Source organism: Streptococcus fryi (genome assembly GCF_053206505.1).
The window spans coordinates 1-16,482 of the sequence record NZ_JBRUGW010000039.1; the positions used below are offsets into that span (position 1 = coordinate 1).

Here is a 16,482-nt window from a genome sequence, read left to right on the forward strand (position 1 = left end):
AACTGACACGTTTCTTTTTTTGGAATGACCAGCCTCTACATAAGCAATAACTCGTTTTCTAAAGTCTATTCCGTAACTTTTCATAAGTATAGTATAACAAATACTAAAAAAAAACTAAAGGACTATAACAGACACCTTTTTAGGGGGAGCTTCCACTCTAAGTTTTAGATTATCAATTGTTCTCTTTTTGAAACTGTTCCATTTCATTAAACAGTTCTTTTTCCTGAGTACTTCTAGGGGGAACTTTTAAATATTTATATTTATAAAAATTCCGTCTATCCGTAGGACTAAATTCAGAAGTCCCCCATGAAGCGTAATCAAAGTTTGTACTCAATTTCTGATTTACATACGAAATAACTACTGAAGACCAAGCTGGCAAGTCATTATCATTAAATATTTTCCATAATTCATATCCCAACTCAAATTGTTCATCCAATAATTTTTCAACGTATTTATTATCTACATTAAAATCTTCAGGAATTAGAACACTATAGTGAAATGACGATGAATTTTTAGGTTTAAAATCAAAAAAGACACCACCACCGTCCTCAGACATCTCAATATTTATATAAACTTCTGTCCAATCTACTGGAATGGTTTGGTCAACACTCTTTAAAATTTCAATTATTTTTTCTTGAATCTTTTGTTCTGTACTACTCATTGTACTTTAGCCTCCCGGTTGATTTATAATTCTCCTTACCATAGGGTCATTCCCTTCAATATAGTATCTTACCTTAAATTCAGTAGGTCTCAGTCCACCATTTGCGTATATTGGTTCAATATTAACAGACACCTTTTTCGGTGGGACTTCACTTAAAGCTTCTTTCCATGATTGCTCCATATCGAACCATACTCCACCACTACGATTTATATCTTTATGCATGGCGACTAAGTTATCGATATCACCAGAGCCTTTAAACATAGAAGCAATTAAGTGCCCTCCATCATCGTCTGCTAGCCTGTCTGCACCGCCAACTGTTCTCTGACTGTAAAGATTACGAGTCGCTTTATCTAAAACCAACTCATCTGCTTCTACAGAAACAATTCTGTCATTGGAGCTTCGGCGAAAGGGGTTGTTGGAAGGAAAGTTCTACTGTGGTGATTTTGAGAAAATAGCAGAGCTAAGAACAAGCTTTATTAACTCTAATTTTCTATTGCATAGCTTGTTCAAAAAAATTATCCAAAATTGAGTTAAAATCTTCGTAAATTTCAACAATATCACCTGAGGGTATATCTAATTCATAAAATTTGCTGTCTATTAAAGAGAACACAAACCAACTCATATTACTTTCTCCAAAAAAGAAATATCGTCTGTGCTCTTCAACTTCATGCCAAATCTCATTCATTTCAAAAATATCATAGACTTTTTCAGAGTTCCCTCGGACTGATGCTATACCATATAATAAACATCCATTGAAATCTATGCCATTAGCTATAGACAAAAAATTTAAATAATCATTTTTCAAAAAATCTTTTATTTCTTTTGATTTTACAGTTGGTGACACATCAAAAGAAAGAGATGAAATAGGAGCATTTAATCTTTCATCATATGTTAATTCTATTTGACGTATCTCTTCAATTAATTGTTTCCACATAAATACTCCTTTGAGTTAATTATAGATATTGTTACCAATTATTGGTCAAGGTATTTCTATAACATCACCTGGTAACATTCCCTTTGTCATTTCCTTTTGATAGTTAGTAATAACTTTATGATATGGTTTCTTTTATTCTGAATGAAGAAATATGAGTCTCTGGAAACTACTCTTTTTTATTCCACTCTAGATACTTCTTAAATTTTTTTATCTCTAGTTGAACCACTTGATAAAAGATATCTGCAATTTCCTCCTCTGATTTACTATTATATCGAATCATCTGTTTACCTTTTTCATCATTTTCATAGATATGCCAAATTTGATTAATTTCATCGAATTTATAACCCAAGGCAAATGGCAAATTACTATCTCCAATACAAAGTTTTCTCTCTATTGGAAGCTGTTTTTGCAATACTTCTATTGAAATATCCATATCCAATCCTCTCTAATTAATAATCCCTAAATTGATCATATCCATCCCATTAAATGGCGGAACTATCTGTTCAGCCCCTCCAACTAATTCTTCCCATGGAGCAGCTTTTCCATGAACACCATACTTGTAGTATTCTATATCGCCTCCCAATGCAGACTGAATATTTTTTATATTCCTATTATAATTGGAGACATAATCATTAAATTCAAAATCAGTTAAAGAGCCTAATCCCTCTGATTCTAAAATTAAATTCAATTTTTCTAAATTTCCATCAGCAATAGCATCAATCTTATCAAAATAACTTGATTTATTGAACACACCACTATGGTAAGCTGACGGATTCTCTACATATGGTATTGAACGCTGACTATAAGTATAAACTCCACTTTCTGGAATATCAGAAAAATTAGCACCGTACATTGAACCAAATCTATCCCACATTTCTGGTAAACCAGTCTGCTTCGTAATACCTTGAATAGTTCCATCTTGAAAACCCATTTTATCAGGCCAATAATAATCCACCCATCCTTCAGGCATAACTTTTTTGACATACTTAGCATCTATTGGAACGTTAATATCTGTCTTATCAATAACTTTTTGGAAAGCTTTTTGAAGCTGTTCAACTTGCTCTTCTAATGATAAGTATTTAGTTTCTGCAACTTTTGAAACAAACTGCTTATAATCGTCAGAATTATTAATTACTTTTGGAATAGAAAATTCTCTATTTTTCAGTCTAATCAAACTTTCAGATTCTATATTTTTTAAGATATCTTCAGCTGAGTTGAGAAACTTACTACCAAAATGAGTATCCCCAACTGTTGTTTCCACAACATCAACCATCATGATGCGTTGACCAGTCACTGCATCTACACCTATGCCAAAAGTAGGACGATTTAACGAAAAAGCTTTGGCTCTCTCAAGACCTTCTTGAGCAGCCTTAGATAAGCCTAGGACGGTTTCATCCACTAAATCAAGACCAAATGTTGTTAATTGCTTGCCATAACCATCAACCTGGCGAACAACCCTCTTCCCAAAATCATCCACATGCTTGAGCACGAGCTTGAAGTTATCCGCATTCTTCGCAGCCTGTTCCATGCCTTCGTTAAAGCTAGTCTTGAGGCTAGCCTTGATACCTGCAAAGCCTGCGACCTTGCCTGTCTTGCCTAAGTCAGCGATATAACCTACACCTGGGATGACATCAAACAGGGCAAAGGCACCACGCATCAGACGCTCGCCATCGTCTAGCTCACGACCTGTTCCCCAGTCCTTGCCAGAAATGGCTGAATACATATCCGCAGATGCCAAGGCAAAGCCAGCCGCAGCTCCTGCGGGGGGACAGAAGATGGTCAGAATAACAACTCCTGCTCCCAAAACCAAGTCTCGTACCCCCTCAAAGGATGCTTTCTCATCATTAAGGGAATGGTAGGTGAAGGCTCGGGTCTGATGGCTGACGAACAGGTAATCCTCTTCGCTCAGTTTGCTCTCCTTGTAGACATCACTAGACCTGTAAGCCTCATACTGGGCTTGAAGGCTAGTTTTGTATGGGTTATCAATCTGGTAGAGTTCCTTTAATACTCAAAAATAGTATCTACATTTTCTCCAAGAGAATAACATATCTTAAAAAGGGACTCTTTCTTAAAAGCCAATGTTAAATAATGTAATGCCAAATACTCTGGTAAAATATTCTAAGTTTCTTTTTCTTCCTCATCTAAATAATTAGAGTATATTTTTTTATGTTTACAAAATACTCTTTATTTTTTTGTTTATCTCTAATCATCTCTACTCCTTACGGTCTAATTTTATTCGCAAACTTATCTAAATTATCAATTGTGATGATACCATTTTGCTTAATATTGACTAATTGACTTCCAACTTGTCCAACTTTTGATAGAAAGACTGGTCAATCTTCTTTTCCAATTACTTAGAAATTGAAAACTCCTTAATTTCTCCTGTATTTACTGAAATCTTTAATCGTCGACCATAAAAATCAGTTGCATAAAGAACTTCGTCAACCAAATTAATGTGTTCTATTGGATAAATATGTTTTGCGTAACCAATATTATTTAATGTCCAGACTACCTCACCGTTATAATTAACAGCTAAAATATTATTTTTTTCCACGTTATTTTCAAAAGGAATTTCCAACAAAACGATTATAAAATCTTCTAATTCTATTATAGTTCTTATATTAAAATCAAAAATTTTTATTTTATGCTGATTAATATATAATATTTTTTTCTGAAACTCTACCATTCTATTATCCTTTCATTTATAAATTGACCTGTTCTTTGTCCCATTAAATCAAATTGTCGCGCCCCGCCATTTCCCCATCCTTCTAATGGATTTACAATGCCAGTTCTCAAAGTAGTCCCAGGTTCTAATACAACATCTGTTATATACTTTGGGGTCGCAGGCAGTGCATATAAGTCTCTAATTTCTTCAGGTGTCAGTCCTTTTATATCATCTAAATTCATCAGCCAACCTCCAAGCTGAGGGTGTTATCGGCATGGCGGAGTGTACCAGCTAGATTATCAGCTACAGAGGCTACTTTACTTTATTATCTAGACTTCATATGAGGCAGTTCCAATCAATTCAAGAAAAAAATCATCCGTTTCTTTTCTTAATATTCGTTTATCATAGGAGTAATCATATATCAATATTATGGTATTGTACTCTCTTCCTGTTTCTAAAAACTGCTGTATTATCTGATTATCATATGAAAATCCTTCAAGTAAAACAGATAATGCTACTTCTTTGTTTTCAATCCAGTCACTTTCTATTAAATCTCTATCATAAAAATCTAGATGAAAATCTTTCTCAAAATTGGAGTCAATACTGTCTCCATCGTCAGTATATCCAACATACAAATATTTTTTTAAATCTTCAGCAGACTGAAAATTTCCAAGCCATAATGTTACTGTTTGCATCTCCTATCTCCTTAATCCTATTGGCAAGTCTAAGATACCGTTTTTCATACGTCGTTTCGCCCACTCATTTAACTCAACTACAAAATCCTCATATGTGCTCGCAGAATCAATAATTTTTAAAATTTCGTTATGAGCTTTAGTTGATCCTCGTCCTCCATGACGACCAGGAGGATTTATGAACTCTACATCTATAGTCAAAGTTCTCATCTCTTTTATATCGTCCATCGAAACACCCCAACTTTTAAATTTTGGTGTCCTAGAAACTAAATGCCATTCATGGTAACCTCCTGGTTTGCGGATTCTATCTTCTATGATTTTCCTTATTTGAGGATTATCCCATAACTTTATAAATTCCTCTGAAGTTAGACTGTCAAACCACTTATTAAATTCACCATCTCTTACCGAAGGGATAACTACCTCATCCACACTGCCATCCAAACTCTTCGCAAAAGCTTGAATGTTATCAGCTAAACCAGACAACTTCCCTGGAGGAGGAGTTGGCATAAAGCCATCAATCAATTGTGGTTCTAAACCAATGTTAAGGCGGAAATTCTGTGCTGCAGCACTAATGGTCTCATCCGCATGGCGAAGTTTACCAGCAACATTGTCAGCTAGTGATGATACCTTATTAGTCACTAAATTGTCAAGTTGTTTCCCAAAATCATCGATTTTAGTGACAACCCTCTTCCCAAAGTCATCGACATTCTTGAGCACAGTCTTGAAATTATCGACATTCTTAGCCGCCTGCTCCATACCTTCTTTGAAGCTGGTTTTCAGACTAGCCTTGATGCCTGCCATACCAGCAACCTTACCTGTCTTGGCCAGGTCGTTGAGGTAACCAACACCTGGCACAAGGTCAAACAAGGCAAAGGCTCCACGCATTAGACGCTCACCATCATCTAGCTCACGACCTGTCATCCAGTCCTTACCTGAAGCAGCTGAATACATATCCGCTGCCGCTAAAGCAACGCCTGCAACTGCTCCTGCGGGGGGACAGAAGATGGTCAGAATAACAACTCCTGCTCCCAAAACCAAGTCTCGTCCCCTCTCAAAGGCTGCTTTCTCATCAGTGAGGGAATGGTAGGTGAAGGCTCGGGTCTGATGGCTGGCAAACAGGTAATCCTCTTCGCTCAGTTGGCTCTCCTTGTAGGCATCACTAGATTTGTAAGCCTCATACTGGGCTTGAAGGCTAGTCTTGTAGGGGTTATCAATCTGGTAGAGTTCCTTGAGACCAACTGCCTTGGCCAGAACCTCTCGTGTGCCCATGTACTGACCAGCTTCGCTATAGATGACCTCGGCCTTCTTGAAGCCAATCTGGTTACTGGTTTTGTAGCTAGCTATATTCAGAGCCTCTAACCTGTCTCCTACCTTATCCAGCTTCTCATAGAAAGGCTGGTCAATCTTATCCTTCAAGTACTCTTGTTTAGCGTCAAAAAATAAAATCTTTGTACAAGGAAAAATCAAGTAAGCGATTTCTTGAACAAAATGCCTATAAGCAAACCCGTCTTATGTATCAAGATGAGGCAGGGTTTGGTCGGATTAGTAAACTGGGGACATGTTGGAGTCCTAAAAACTATCGTCCGAATATCTCAAGCCATCACATCCGAGAATGTCGCTACTGCTATGGTGCGGTAGATGCACATACAGGGGAATCTTTCTTCATAATAGCTGGTGGTTGTAATACCGCTTGGATGAATGAATTTTTACGTCAACTATCAAAAGCTTATCCCAATGACTACATCATTTTAGTCATGGACAATGCCATTTGGCATAAATCTCAGGCACTTGAAATACCTGATAATATTGAATTTGCGTTTATACCACCATATACCCCAGAGATGAATCCAATTGAACAAGTTTGGGCAGAAATCCGCAAGCGCGGATTTAAGAACAGAGCCTTTCAAACATTGGAATCAATCATTGATAAGCTCCAAGAAATCATTCAAGGGTTAGATAGTGAAACTCTAAAAAGTATTGTCCATAGAAAATGGATTTGTTCAGATTTTGAAATCAAATGAGTATAAGGCGGAAATTGTGCTGCAGCACTAATGGCATTATCCGCTGTCCGTAAAGCTGCACTTAACGCTTCTGAACGTTACTTGAATGAAAACAACTACATAAAACTATAGACTATTAAAATATTGTTGTATCATCGGAGTAACTTTAGACATGTTCAAAACAAACTCATATATATTTTTTTCAAGAACCGTTTCAAGCTTTTGTTTATCAATACTATTAATCGCGTGTACTAAATCTGGTAACATCACATTAAAATCAATATAAAAAGCAAATTCTTTTGGGAATAGTATACTTTCCTTCTGATAATTAATAAATGACACTACTTGATGTAGCTTTATAATATTGTCAGATTTAGAAAAATCTTGTAAAATATCAGTCACTTCATCAACAATATCCTTATCTCCCATTAAGAATAGAGGATATAAACATCTTTCAATTAGTACAACTATATCAGTTATGTCATTAAAATAAGAATCTCTAGAATTGATAAGATATTCGCCGTCTCCTAAAAACAACTTCTCAAGCTTTTTTTCTAATCGTGCTTTCAAATACAGCTTCCTACGCCTACTATCGACATCATTATCAAAAATTTCAATTGGCATACTAACCTCCTAATTTTCTAATTGTAAATTGCCCTTCAGCAACCATCCTTGTTCCATCTTTTAATATTATAGTAGGATTGTTAATAGTATAAATTCCAGACAAAGCTAGGCTATGATAAACTTCTTCGATATCCAATCCACTCACATCTATAGAAGGCATCATCAGTTCAGACTGTGATAAAGAGATATTTTTACCTGCCCAAGTTTTAGATCCAGGAATATTTAAAAGAGAAGCGCCTGTAGTATCTCCACTAACGACTCGTATTTCATCAATATTATCAAAAAAGGAAACTAAATCGGGACTATAATCATATTGGAATGCACCAGTCGCATACTTTCCTTCATCAACACCTTTAATTGTTTCTAACACATCTGAAGATTTTAAATTTCCTTCTTGATCAAAAATTAGTTTTGAATCCTCTAAAATACTAGTTGTAAAATTTCCTGACTCCCCACGACCAATAGTTCCAAATTGCTCAAGTGCTCTCTGAATATCTTGTCCATTAACAATTGATGAGGCACCCGTTTCTAAATAAGGCTTCTTCAATTTATCAATAAAACCATCTAAATACTGATAGTTCTTACTTATATACATTTTATAAAAATCTTTTTTAGTTGCTATCGCTCCATTTTTAATAGCTTCCTCTGCATACTGATCAATTGTCTTTACAAATTCATCTGCTTGATACACCGATACCCAAGTATTTACTTTTAATTCTTCATTAAATAGCTCTATAGCCTCATCAACATACTTTTGAATATTCTGTTCAAATAAAACTAATGTTTTATCATTTAGCGTAAATTTCCCGCTATCTTCAACCACATCCTCCAAATTCTTCGCAAAGGTTTGAAGCCTGTCTGCTAAGTCAGATAACTGTCCTGGAGGGTTTGGCATAGCTCCATCAATCAGCTGTGGTTCTAAACCAATGTTAAGACGGAAGTTACGAGCCGCCTCACTAATGGCATTGTCCGCTGTCCGTAAAGCTGCACTTAACTCCTCTGCTCCTGATATGACTGCACGATTGGCCAGATGGTCAAATTGTTTCCCAAAATCATCGATTTTAGTGACGACCCGCTTCCCGAAATCATCCACATTCTTGAGCAGAACTTTGAAATTATCCACATTCTTAGCCGCCTGCTCCATGCCTTCTTTGAAGCTGGTTTTCAGACTAGCCTTGATGCCTGCCATACCAGCAACCTTACCTGTCTTGGCCAGCTCGTTGAGGTAACCAACACCTGGCACAAGGTCAAACAAGGCAAAGGCTCCACGCATTAGATGCTCACCATCATCTAGCTCACGACCTGTTCCCCAGTCCTTGCCAGAAACAGCTGAATACATATCCGCAGATGCCAAGGCAAAGCCAGCCGCAGCTCCTGCGGGGGGACAGAAGATGGTCAGAATAACAACTCCTGCTCCCAAAACCAAGTCTCGTACCCCCTCAAAGGCTGCTTTCTCATCAGTGAGGGAATGGTAGGTGAAGGCTCGGGTCTGATGGCTGGCAAACAGGTAATCCTCTTCGGTCAGCTTGCTCTCTTTATAGTCATCGCTAGACTTATAGGAGTCATACATGGCTTGGAGACGTGTCTTATAAGGATTGTCAACCTGATAAAGTTCCTTGAGACCAACTTCTTTGGCCAAGACTTCCCGAGTACCCATGTACTGGCCAGCTTCGCTATAGATAACCTCGGTCTTCTTGAAGCCAATCTGGTTACTGGTTTTGTAGCTGGCAATCGTCAGAGCCTCTAACCTGTCCCCAACCTTATCCAGCTTCTCATAGAAAGGACGGTCAATTTTATCCTTCAGGTACTCTTGCACCTTACCGGCATAGGTCTCTAAAGCGGTCAGTTTAGACTGCAAGGTAATCGCCGTCACATGGTCATCATGAAAGTGAAGGTTGCCAATAGCTCCGTCTACATCCAGCTCACTGATGGCACGCTTGGCCTTTTCCGTAATCTCAACCAGTGACTTGATCCGATTCGCAAAGCCCTGACTGTTGCTGCCGCCAATGCCACTATAGGAGGACATGGCTGGACCGCCCCAGCTGCTGTAACTGCCACCACTAAAACCACCACCGGAGCCCGTCTCAGTAACAGAGCCTAAAGCACCCTTCATTTTGCTCCACTTGTGGAGATGAAGTTCAACGTTTTTCGTCATTGGCTACCTCCTTCCTCTGGTGGGAACAACTGCCTCAAATTATCAGCCAAGGGACCACCGCCCTGCAAACTATCTCGGAAGTTCTGTGCCAGAACCTCATCTTGTTCCAGCCATTGATTCATGAGGTAGAAAACCTCACCATTGGCTCGACCGTACAAATCACCAACCTCATTGACCTTGTTAAGCATCTTAGCATAGTGCGCCATCGCCTTAGAAGCTTCACCGCCGTCATAGTATTTGGTTTGAGACAGGGCTTGGAGCTTCGGCGAAAGGGGTTGTTGGAAGGAAAGTTCTACTGTGGTGATTTTGAGAAAATAGCAGAGCTAAAAAACAAGCTCTGCTAACTAAGACTAAAAACGATTTTGTTTCACTTCCTCAAACCATTTATCAAACTCTAAGCGCGGAAGTAATTCTTCATCCTTAGCATAGCAACCTTCATGGCTGTACTTAACATCAAGACTATTAGTGCCTTTATCATGAATCAACCACATTTCAATTGGGTGTTCTCTATCAAATGACTGAAATAAGGATTCTAATTCCTTTAAACTGCATGTATTTTCTCTCAGCAAAAAACGCTGTAAATTAACATCAATCAGTTGCTCGTCAGACCGTAAGTAATCATTTACTTGATCTTTATGAACAATATGACCGTGATTTCTCCTTTATCTGTCTTTATCTATTGTAGCAATGTCATTTTAATCGTAACCTAGCTTCCATTTTCGATAATGTTACTTACTTCAATACATCTTTTATATACATTTCACCTGTCTCAATATTAATGACATATCTCCTTCCCATAAAGTCTGTAGCTTGTAAAATATTATTAGTATAATTTAGTAATACTATAGGCGAAATCTTATACTCTGGATTAGCTCTAGCTGTTAAATTTTTTATTTGCCACCTTATTTGTGCTTTATTATCTACACAGTATATATTATTAAGATCCTCAATCTTAATTGAACTAGACGTTGGAATATTTAACCTTATAATCATTAAATCTTTAATCGGTATCATTTGTGCGATATCATATTTGAAAATCAAATCATTTCCATTAATGTTAACAATATTTTTATTAATACCTACATTACTCATTTTTATTTACCTCAATTTACAATCTTCCCTAACTCTTTAAACTCTCCAATATACTGTCCCATTAAGTCAAACTGCACTCCTCCACCTTGATAACCAAAGAGTGGATTAACTTCTCCCATTCTTAATCTACTGCCTTTAGGAATAGTTACTTCACCGATGTATATCGGGGTATGAGGCAAGGCAAATTTTTCTTGTATCTGACTAGAGGATAATCCATTAATATCTTCTGCTTTCATTAGCCATCCACCATAAAGAGCTGAATTTTCACCATCATAAACCCTTACAAACTTTGTGTCGTTAACTAATTCTATTAGTTGAACACTGGTTTTTGGGGTATACGGAGGTTCAGTGTAGCCTTGCATCGCCCACCAAGTATTTACCTCTTCCGAGGGGACAGACTCTTTTACAATGATATCCTGTCCAAGACTACCTATTCTTTCATCTATTGCTATATTATCTAAATATTCACGCCTCTCATCCAAACTTCCCTCCAAATTCTTCGCAAAGGTTTGAAGCCTGTCTGCTAAGTCAGATAACTGTCCTGGAGGGTTTGGCATAGCTCCATCAATCAGCTGTGGTTCTAAACCAATGTTCAGACGGAAGTTACGTGCAGCCTCACTAATGGCATTGTCCGCTGTCCGTAAAGCTGCACTTAACTCCTCTGCTCCTGATATAACTGCACGCTTGGCGAGATGGTCAAGTTGTTGCCCAAAAGCATCTATACGCTTGAACAGAAGCTATCAACTTTTCTAATACAAAGGCTTTTTTAGAATCTCGGAAAAATAGCAGAGCTAAGAAACGAGAGGCTACCTACTTTTTATCAAGATGATCCTTTTCTCAAAAGTTCTTGAAATTCTTGCTCTGAAAAAAGTTTACTATTTTCTTCAATATTATTAAAAATAAATTCAGGATGCTCTCTCAAGAATTTTCTATCTGATTCATCTTGACTTACATCCGATTTCCAAACTCCCGTATTCGCAAAAAAGATTAATTCTTCCCCCGTATATTCACCCAATAAATAACTATCAACTACCTCTTTGGTTATTTCTTTTTCAACCTCTGGCATAGTAATATTAAATGTCGGATACCTCAAAATATACTTTCCTTCAAGCTCATATATTTCTAAAGCATCATCTTGCTTGGTATTTATTTTTTTCAATTTTCATCCCTCCAAATTTCTATAATGTCAATATTATCTTTAGAAACTCTATCAATTACAGATTCTGGTACACCCCCAGGATAAGTTAGCCCTCCTGGACGCCATTGAGGATTGTTCATAGAGCCTCCTTCATTTCCACTTGGAATCCTTAAATTTTCAATCTCTCGTGGCTGAATCATAATAGGCTTATCACCTAAACTTCCCTCGTCTAAACCTAATAATTTTTCTAGAACTCGTGGGTCACCATTAGCTTCCTCAACCATAGCTTCTGCCACATCTTTTGGAAAAACAAAGGCTCCATCTGGACGACCAAAATAACCCGTTTGCTGAATCCAATAATCATCTCGTGCAAATGCAGCAACTCCACCATCAAATAACTTAGCATGTTGGGCAATATACTCTGGAGTCAAATAACGCCTAGGTTGAGGTCTAAATTCACCGTGCTCAATATTAACTTTTATATTCAAAATATCATCAATTGTTTTTTGATTTAATCCAGGTTCTGGGAAAGTTTTTAGTATCTCTTGCCATTTAGAAGAAAAAGTAGATGAACTCTCATCTAAACCTCCCTCCAACCCCTTCGCAAAAGCTTGAATGTTATCAGCTAAACCAGACAACTTCCCTGGAGGTGGAGTTGGCATAAAGCCATCAATCAATTGTGGTTCTAAACCAATGTTGAGGCGGAAATTCTGTGCTGCAGTGCTGAGTGTCTCATCCGCATGACGAAGTTTACCAGCAACATTGTCAGCTAGTGATGATACCTTATTAGTCACTAAATTGTCAAGTTGTTTTCCAAAATCATCGATTTTAGTGACGACCCGCTTCCCGAAATCATCCACGTTCTTGAGCAGAACTTTGAAATTATCCACATTCTTAGCCGCCTGCTCCATGCCTTCTTTGAAGCTGGTTTTCAGACTAGCCTTGATGCCTGCCATACCAGCAACCTTACCTGTCTTGGCCAGGTCGTTGAGGTAACCAACACCTGGCACAAGGTCAAACAAGGCAAAGGCTCCACGCATTAGACGCTCACCATCATCTAGCTCACGACCTGTCATCCAGTCCTTACCTGAAGCAGCTGAATACATATCCGCTGCCGCTAAAGCAACGCCTGCAACTGCTCCTGCTGGTGGACAGAAGATTGAGAGAATCACAACACCCAAACCTAAAGCTAGGTCACGAGCCCCCTCAAAGGTAGCCTTCTCATCATTAAGGGAATGATAAGTAAAGGCTCTAGTCTGATGACTGGCAAACAGGTAATCCTCTTCGCTCAGTTTGCTCTCCTTGTAGGCATCACTAGATTTGTAAGCCTCATACTGGGCTTGAAGGCTAGTCTTGTAGGGGTTATCAATCTGGTAGAGTTCCTTGAGGCCAACTTCCTTGGCCAGAACCTCTCGTGTGCCTATGTACTGACCAGCTTCGCTATAGATAACCTCGGTCTTCTTGAAGCCAATCTGGTTACTGGTTTTGTAGCTGGCAATCGTCAGAGCCTCTAACCTGTCTCCTACCTTATCCAGCTTCTCATAGAAAGGCTGGTCAATTTTATCTGTCAGGTACTGATGAACCCTACCTGAATAAGTCTCTAGGGCGGTTAGTTTACTTTGCAGGGTTATCGCACTAAGGTGGTCATCGTGGAAGGTGGGATGGCCAATAACACCATCCACATCAAGGTCATTAATGGCACGCTTAGCCTGTTCTGTAATCGCAATGAGAGACTTGACCCGATTCGCAAACCCATAGCTGTTACTACCACCCACACCACTGTAAGAAGACAGGGCTGGGCCTCCGACAGAGCTATAGCTTCCGCCAGAAAAACCGCCACCTGAACCAGTCTCTGTCACTGAACCTAAAGCCCCCTTCATCTTGCTCCACTTGTTAAGATGAAGTTCAATGTTTTTGGTCATTGGCTACCTTCTTCCTCTGGTGGGAACAGCTGCCTCAAATTATCAGCCAAGGGACCACCGACCTGCAAACTATCTCGGAAGTTTTGTGCCAGAACCTCATCTTGTTCCAGCCATTGATTCATCAGGTAGAAAACCTCACTATTGGCTCGACTGTACAAATCACCAACCTCATTGACCTTGTTAAGCATCTTAGCGTAATGTTCCATCGCCTTAGAAGCCTCACCGCCGTTATAGTATTTGGTTTGAGACAGGGATTGGAGCTTCGGCGAAAGGGTTTGTTGGAAGGAAAGTTCTACTGTGGTGATTTTGAGAAAATAGCAGAGCTAAAAAACAAGCTCTGCTAACTAAGACTAATCCTGCACCAACAAGTCATAAGGGAAGTAATCCAGCTCTTTCAAACGTTCATCAAAAATACCCTTAATCTTACAAGTCGCCGCTGTGTCAAAAGACCAGTAACCCTCATAGCTATCTCTTTCATGTGAACCATACCAAGCGGCATCTGAATGGGTATAATACCAAAAACCTTGTGCCTTCTCAATGCTTTCAAAATCATCACCAATCATATTTTGATATTCCAAGGCGGAACGATAGGGAACAATCTTGTCATGGAACAGATAAGCGGCATAATACTCGATTAGGTCATCCGTATAAACCAGATTATCATACAAGACTTTCAAATCATCTATAAATTCTGATTTTCTGTCACTATATAAGACTCCCAAGGCAAAATAATCAATGATACGATATGGGTCGGAATTGCCTGTAATTAAATCTTTAAAGTAGCCTAAAGATTCCCTGTAATACTCAAAAATAGTATCTACATTTTCTCCCAAAGAATAACATATCTTAAAAAGAGACTCTTTCGCTAAAGCTATATCTAAAAAATGCGTAGCAAGATATTCTTCCGAAACTTTATTTGTATTCTCTACATTTCTCAAAACATAACTTGTGTACATTCTTTTTACATGGTCAAAAAAATTGAAATCTTTATTTTTATCTCTCAACATACTTTGCTCCTCTAAGGCCTAATTTTATTCGCAAACTTATCTAAATTATCAATTGTGATGACACCATTTTGCTTAATATTGACTAATTGACTTCCAACTCCACCTAACTTCATTTCTTCCCTAATTCTAAGAGATTCTTCTAAGCCAACGGCATCTTTCAACCTATCACGTATCCATTCTTCATCCATCTGCTTTCTCTTAAACAGGTTGCCAAACTCGTCAATAGCTGTTTTTATAGTACCATTTTGTTTGAGGTAACTCAACCGCGAGCCACCATACTTAGCTTCAGCGATAATATAAGGTGGATGACCGTCTGGGTTATAGTAAACACCATCAATACCATGGTGTGTCACATTATCAAGGTCAGCTGTGATAGCCAAACTGATACGCTCATAGCCCTGTTGACGAAAAACCTCATCGGTTGTCATCTCACCATAGTTACCTTTACGCATATTGGTCATCAATTCTTCAACATTATCGTTTACTCTGCCAATGAGGTCTTGCTGCTTAAGAATATCCTCAACGGAATGGACGCCCAAATACTCTGGAATATCACCTTTTTTCAAGAGGTCAATAAACTCTTCTTTCGTCATATAGAAATGATGGCGAGATTTTAGACGAGCGAAGCTCTTATCTCCTGCACCTTTGACAAATTGCTCTACTGGTGTGATAAGTTTACTGCCTAAGGTTAAAATTTTTGATGATCAGCTATATATCTTTCAATCATTTGAACTTTGTTATTATTTGCTAGCTCACTATTTCCTACATATTTATATTCAAAATAATCCATTAAATCATTAGTAGAAAATGGACTCTCAAACCAATTTATATAATCATAGTAAACTCTCAGATTGCCATCACCATTGACTATCATTATAAATTTAAACCATGGAGCTAATTGATTTTCAATGGCTAGTAACTTTAATTGACTCACTAATCTAAATAATGCTAATTTGTCCGAATCAAAACCTTTCCCATCAATCGTGTATTCATATGGTATATCTAGATAATAGGTATAATTCTCACTATTTGTTCGAAAAAAGAAATAGACACTGCCAGAACATTGCTCATCTAAATCTCCACATAAATAAAATTCTTGCCATTCAGTAGGAATCATTTTATTTACTAATTCTGCTATTTCTCTGTATAGCAACTCAACTTTTTCTGCAAACATATTAACCTCCTTCTTGATTACGAATGATAGTTTCCACTCTACGCTTACCTTCAATTTGATAACTAACTTTAAATTCAGTGGGTCTCAAACTACCTTCTGCATATATCGGTTCAATACTAACGGATACTTTCTTAGGTGGGACTTCACTTAAAGCTTCTTTCCATGATTGCTCCATATCGAACCATACTCCACCACTACGATTAATATCACTATTCATCGCAACTAAGTTATCTATATCACCAGAACCTTTAAACATAGAAGCAATTAAATGACCGCCATCATCATCCGCTAACCCATGAAGATGGTATCGCGAACGGGGTTCCATTGGTCGTTTGTGTTCTGGTTTGTAGAGAAGTGATATTGTCGAATTTGATTTTATATCCCATAATTGCGGAAAGCAGAGCGAAAACTCTGCTAG

The 16,482-nt window shown here is 38.0% G+C and carries 22 protein-coding genes and 1 pseudogene; 1 reads left to right on the top strand and 22 read right to left on the bottom strand.

All coding sequences use genetic code 11. The features are described from left to right. Positions 1-172 precede the first annotated feature (172 nt). From ACVRZH_RS08730 to ACVRZH_RS08770, 9 genes are all read right to left on the bottom strand, one after another. The gene (locus ACVRZH_RS08730) at positions 173-661 is read right to left on the bottom strand and encodes an immunity protein YezG family protein (protein ID WP_155964658.1); all 489 of its coding nucleotides are present in this window, start codon (positions 659-661) and stop codon (positions 173-175) included. A 6-nt stretch (positions 662-667) separates the two neighbouring features. Continuing rightward, the gene (locus tag ACVRZH_RS08735) at positions 668-1,045 is read right to left on the bottom strand and encodes a DNA/RNA non-specific endonuclease (protein ID WP_447454933.1); all 378 of its coding nucleotides are present in this window, start codon (positions 1,043-1,045) and stop codon (positions 668-670) included. Between the two features lie 106 nt (positions 1,046-1,151). Beyond that, positions 1,152-1,595 (bottom strand): YrhA family protein, encoded by a 444-nt coding sequence (locus ACVRZH_RS08740; protein ID WP_447454913.1) that lies wholly within the window; start codon positions 1,593-1,595, stop codon positions 1,152-1,154. Positions 1,596-1,761: 166 nt separating this feature from the next. Next, a complete protein-coding gene (locus tag ACVRZH_RS08745) occupies positions 1,762-2,028 on the bottom strand; it encodes a hypothetical protein (protein ID WP_447454914.1) in 267 nt (88 codons plus the stop codon). Between the two features lie 12 nt (positions 2,029-2,040). Continuing rightward, the gene (locus ACVRZH_RS08750; RefSeq protein WP_447454915.1) at positions 2,041-3,405 is read right to left on the bottom strand and encodes a pre-toxin TG domain-containing protein; all 1,365 of its coding nucleotides are present in this window, start codon (positions 3,403-3,405) and stop codon (positions 2,041-2,043) included. A 540-nt stretch (positions 3,406-3,945) separates the two neighbouring features. Further along, positions 3,946-4,281: a DUF7957 family protein gene (locus ACVRZH_RS08755; protein WP_447454916.1), complete on the bottom strand. Its 336-nt coding sequence runs from the start codon at positions 4,279-4,281 to the stop codon at positions 3,946-3,948. Beyond that, positions 4,275-4,502 (bottom strand): hypothetical protein, encoded by a 228-nt coding sequence (locus ACVRZH_RS08760; RefSeq protein ID WP_447454917.1) that lies wholly within the window; start codon positions 4,500-4,502, stop codon positions 4,275-4,277. Before ACVRZH_RS08760 ends, ACVRZH_RS08755 begins: the two co-directional genes overlap by 7 nt. A gap of 87 nt (positions 4,503-4,589) precedes the next feature. Then, complete coding sequence (locus tag ACVRZH_RS08765; protein WP_447454918.1) at positions 4,590-4,955, bottom strand: immunity 22 family protein; 366 nt, start codon at positions 4,953-4,955, stop codon at positions 4,590-4,592. A gap of 3 nt (positions 4,956-4,958) precedes the next feature. Further along, the gene (locus ACVRZH_RS08770) at positions 4,959-6,368 is read right to left on the bottom strand and encodes a pre-toxin TG domain-containing protein (protein WP_447454919.1); all 1,410 of its coding nucleotides are present in this window, start codon (positions 6,366-6,368) and stop codon (positions 4,959-4,961) included. Positions 6,369-6,382: 14 nt separating this feature from the next. On the opposite strand from ACVRZH_RS08770, the pseudogene ACVRZH_RS08775 reads away from it, so the two are divergent. Beyond that, positions 6,383-6,973 (top strand): annotated as a pseudogene (locus ACVRZH_RS08775) (IS630 family transposase); the annotation flags it as partial. 105 nt (positions 6,974-7,078) lie between these two features. Here ACVRZH_RS08775 and ifs read toward each other — a convergent pair. The 13 genes from ifs to ACVRZH_RS08840 all read right to left on the bottom strand — a co-directional run bounded on the left by ifs (position 7,079) and on the right by ACVRZH_RS08840 (position 16,389). After that, positions 7,079-7,576, bottom strand: a complete 498-nt coding sequence (gene ifs, locus ACVRZH_RS08780) for an NAD glycohydrolase toxin immunity factor (RefSeq protein WP_447454920.1) — start codon at positions 7,574-7,576, stop codon at positions 7,079-7,081. A 1-nt stretch (position 7,577) separates the two neighbouring features. After that, positions 7,578-9,731, bottom strand: a complete 2,154-nt coding sequence (locus ACVRZH_RS08785; RefSeq protein ID WP_447454921.1) for a hypothetical protein — start codon at positions 9,729-9,731, stop codon at positions 7,578-7,580. Continuing rightward, on the bottom strand, positions 9,728-9,937 hold the full coding sequence (locus ACVRZH_RS08790; RefSeq protein ID WP_447454922.1) for a hypothetical protein: 210 nt from the start codon (positions 9,935-9,937) through the stop codon (positions 9,728-9,730). The genes ACVRZH_RS08785 and ACVRZH_RS08790 overlap by 4 nt, the downstream gene beginning before the upstream one ends. Before the next feature lie 144 nt (positions 9,938-10,081). Beyond that, complete coding sequence (locus tag ACVRZH_RS08795) at positions 10,082-10,222, bottom strand: hypothetical protein (protein ID WP_447454923.1); 141 nt, start codon at positions 10,220-10,222, stop codon at positions 10,082-10,084. Between the two features lie 241 nt (positions 10,223-10,463). After that, positions 10,464-10,823, bottom strand: a complete 360-nt coding sequence (locus ACVRZH_RS08800) for a DUF7957 family protein (protein WP_447454924.1) — start codon at positions 10,821-10,823, stop codon at positions 10,464-10,466. An 11-nt stretch (positions 10,824-10,834) separates the two neighbouring features. Continuing rightward, a complete protein-coding gene (locus ACVRZH_RS08805) occupies positions 10,835-11,380 on the bottom strand; it encodes a hypothetical protein (protein WP_447454925.1) in 546 nt (181 codons plus the stop codon). A gap of 263 nt (positions 11,381-11,643) precedes the next feature. Further along, positions 11,644-11,982, bottom strand: a complete 339-nt coding sequence (locus ACVRZH_RS08810; protein ID WP_447454926.1) for a hypothetical protein — start codon at positions 11,980-11,982, stop codon at positions 11,644-11,646. Further along, positions 11,979-13,883 carry a pre-toxin TG domain-containing protein gene (locus ACVRZH_RS08815; RefSeq protein ID WP_447454927.1) on the bottom strand — a complete coding sequence of 635 codons (1,905 nt, stop codon included), beginning with the start codon at positions 13,881-13,883 and terminating at the stop codon, positions 11,979-11,981. The genes ACVRZH_RS08810 and ACVRZH_RS08815 overlap by 4 nt, the downstream gene beginning before the upstream one ends. After that, positions 13,880-14,089 carry a hypothetical protein gene (locus ACVRZH_RS08820; RefSeq protein WP_447454928.1) on the bottom strand — a complete coding sequence of 70 codons (210 nt, stop codon included), beginning with the start codon at positions 14,087-14,089 and terminating at the stop codon, positions 13,880-13,882. The genes ACVRZH_RS08815 and ACVRZH_RS08820 overlap by 4 nt, the downstream gene beginning before the upstream one ends. Before the next feature lie 144 nt (positions 14,090-14,233). After that, positions 14,234-14,890, bottom strand: coding sequence for a PoNe immunity protein domain-containing protein (locus ACVRZH_RS08825; protein WP_447454929.1), 657 nt, complete (start codon positions 14,888-14,890; stop codon positions 14,234-14,236). An 11-nt stretch (positions 14,891-14,901) separates the two neighbouring features. Beyond that, positions 14,902-15,483 carry a hypothetical protein gene (locus ACVRZH_RS08830; protein WP_447454930.1) on the bottom strand — a complete coding sequence of 194 codons (582 nt, stop codon included), beginning with the start codon at positions 15,481-15,483 and terminating at the stop codon, positions 14,902-14,904. A gap of 95 nt (positions 15,484-15,578) precedes the next feature. Then, on the bottom strand, positions 15,579-16,064 hold the full coding sequence (locus tag ACVRZH_RS08835) for an immunity protein YezG family protein (RefSeq protein ID WP_447454931.1): 486 nt from the start codon (positions 16,062-16,064) through the stop codon (positions 15,579-15,581). A 1-nt stretch (position 16,065) separates the two neighbouring features. Beyond that, on the bottom strand, positions 16,066-16,389 hold the full coding sequence (locus ACVRZH_RS08840; RefSeq protein WP_447454932.1) for a DNA/RNA non-specific endonuclease: 324 nt from the start codon (positions 16,387-16,389) through the stop codon (positions 16,066-16,068). Positions 16,390-16,482 lie beyond the last annotated feature (93 nt).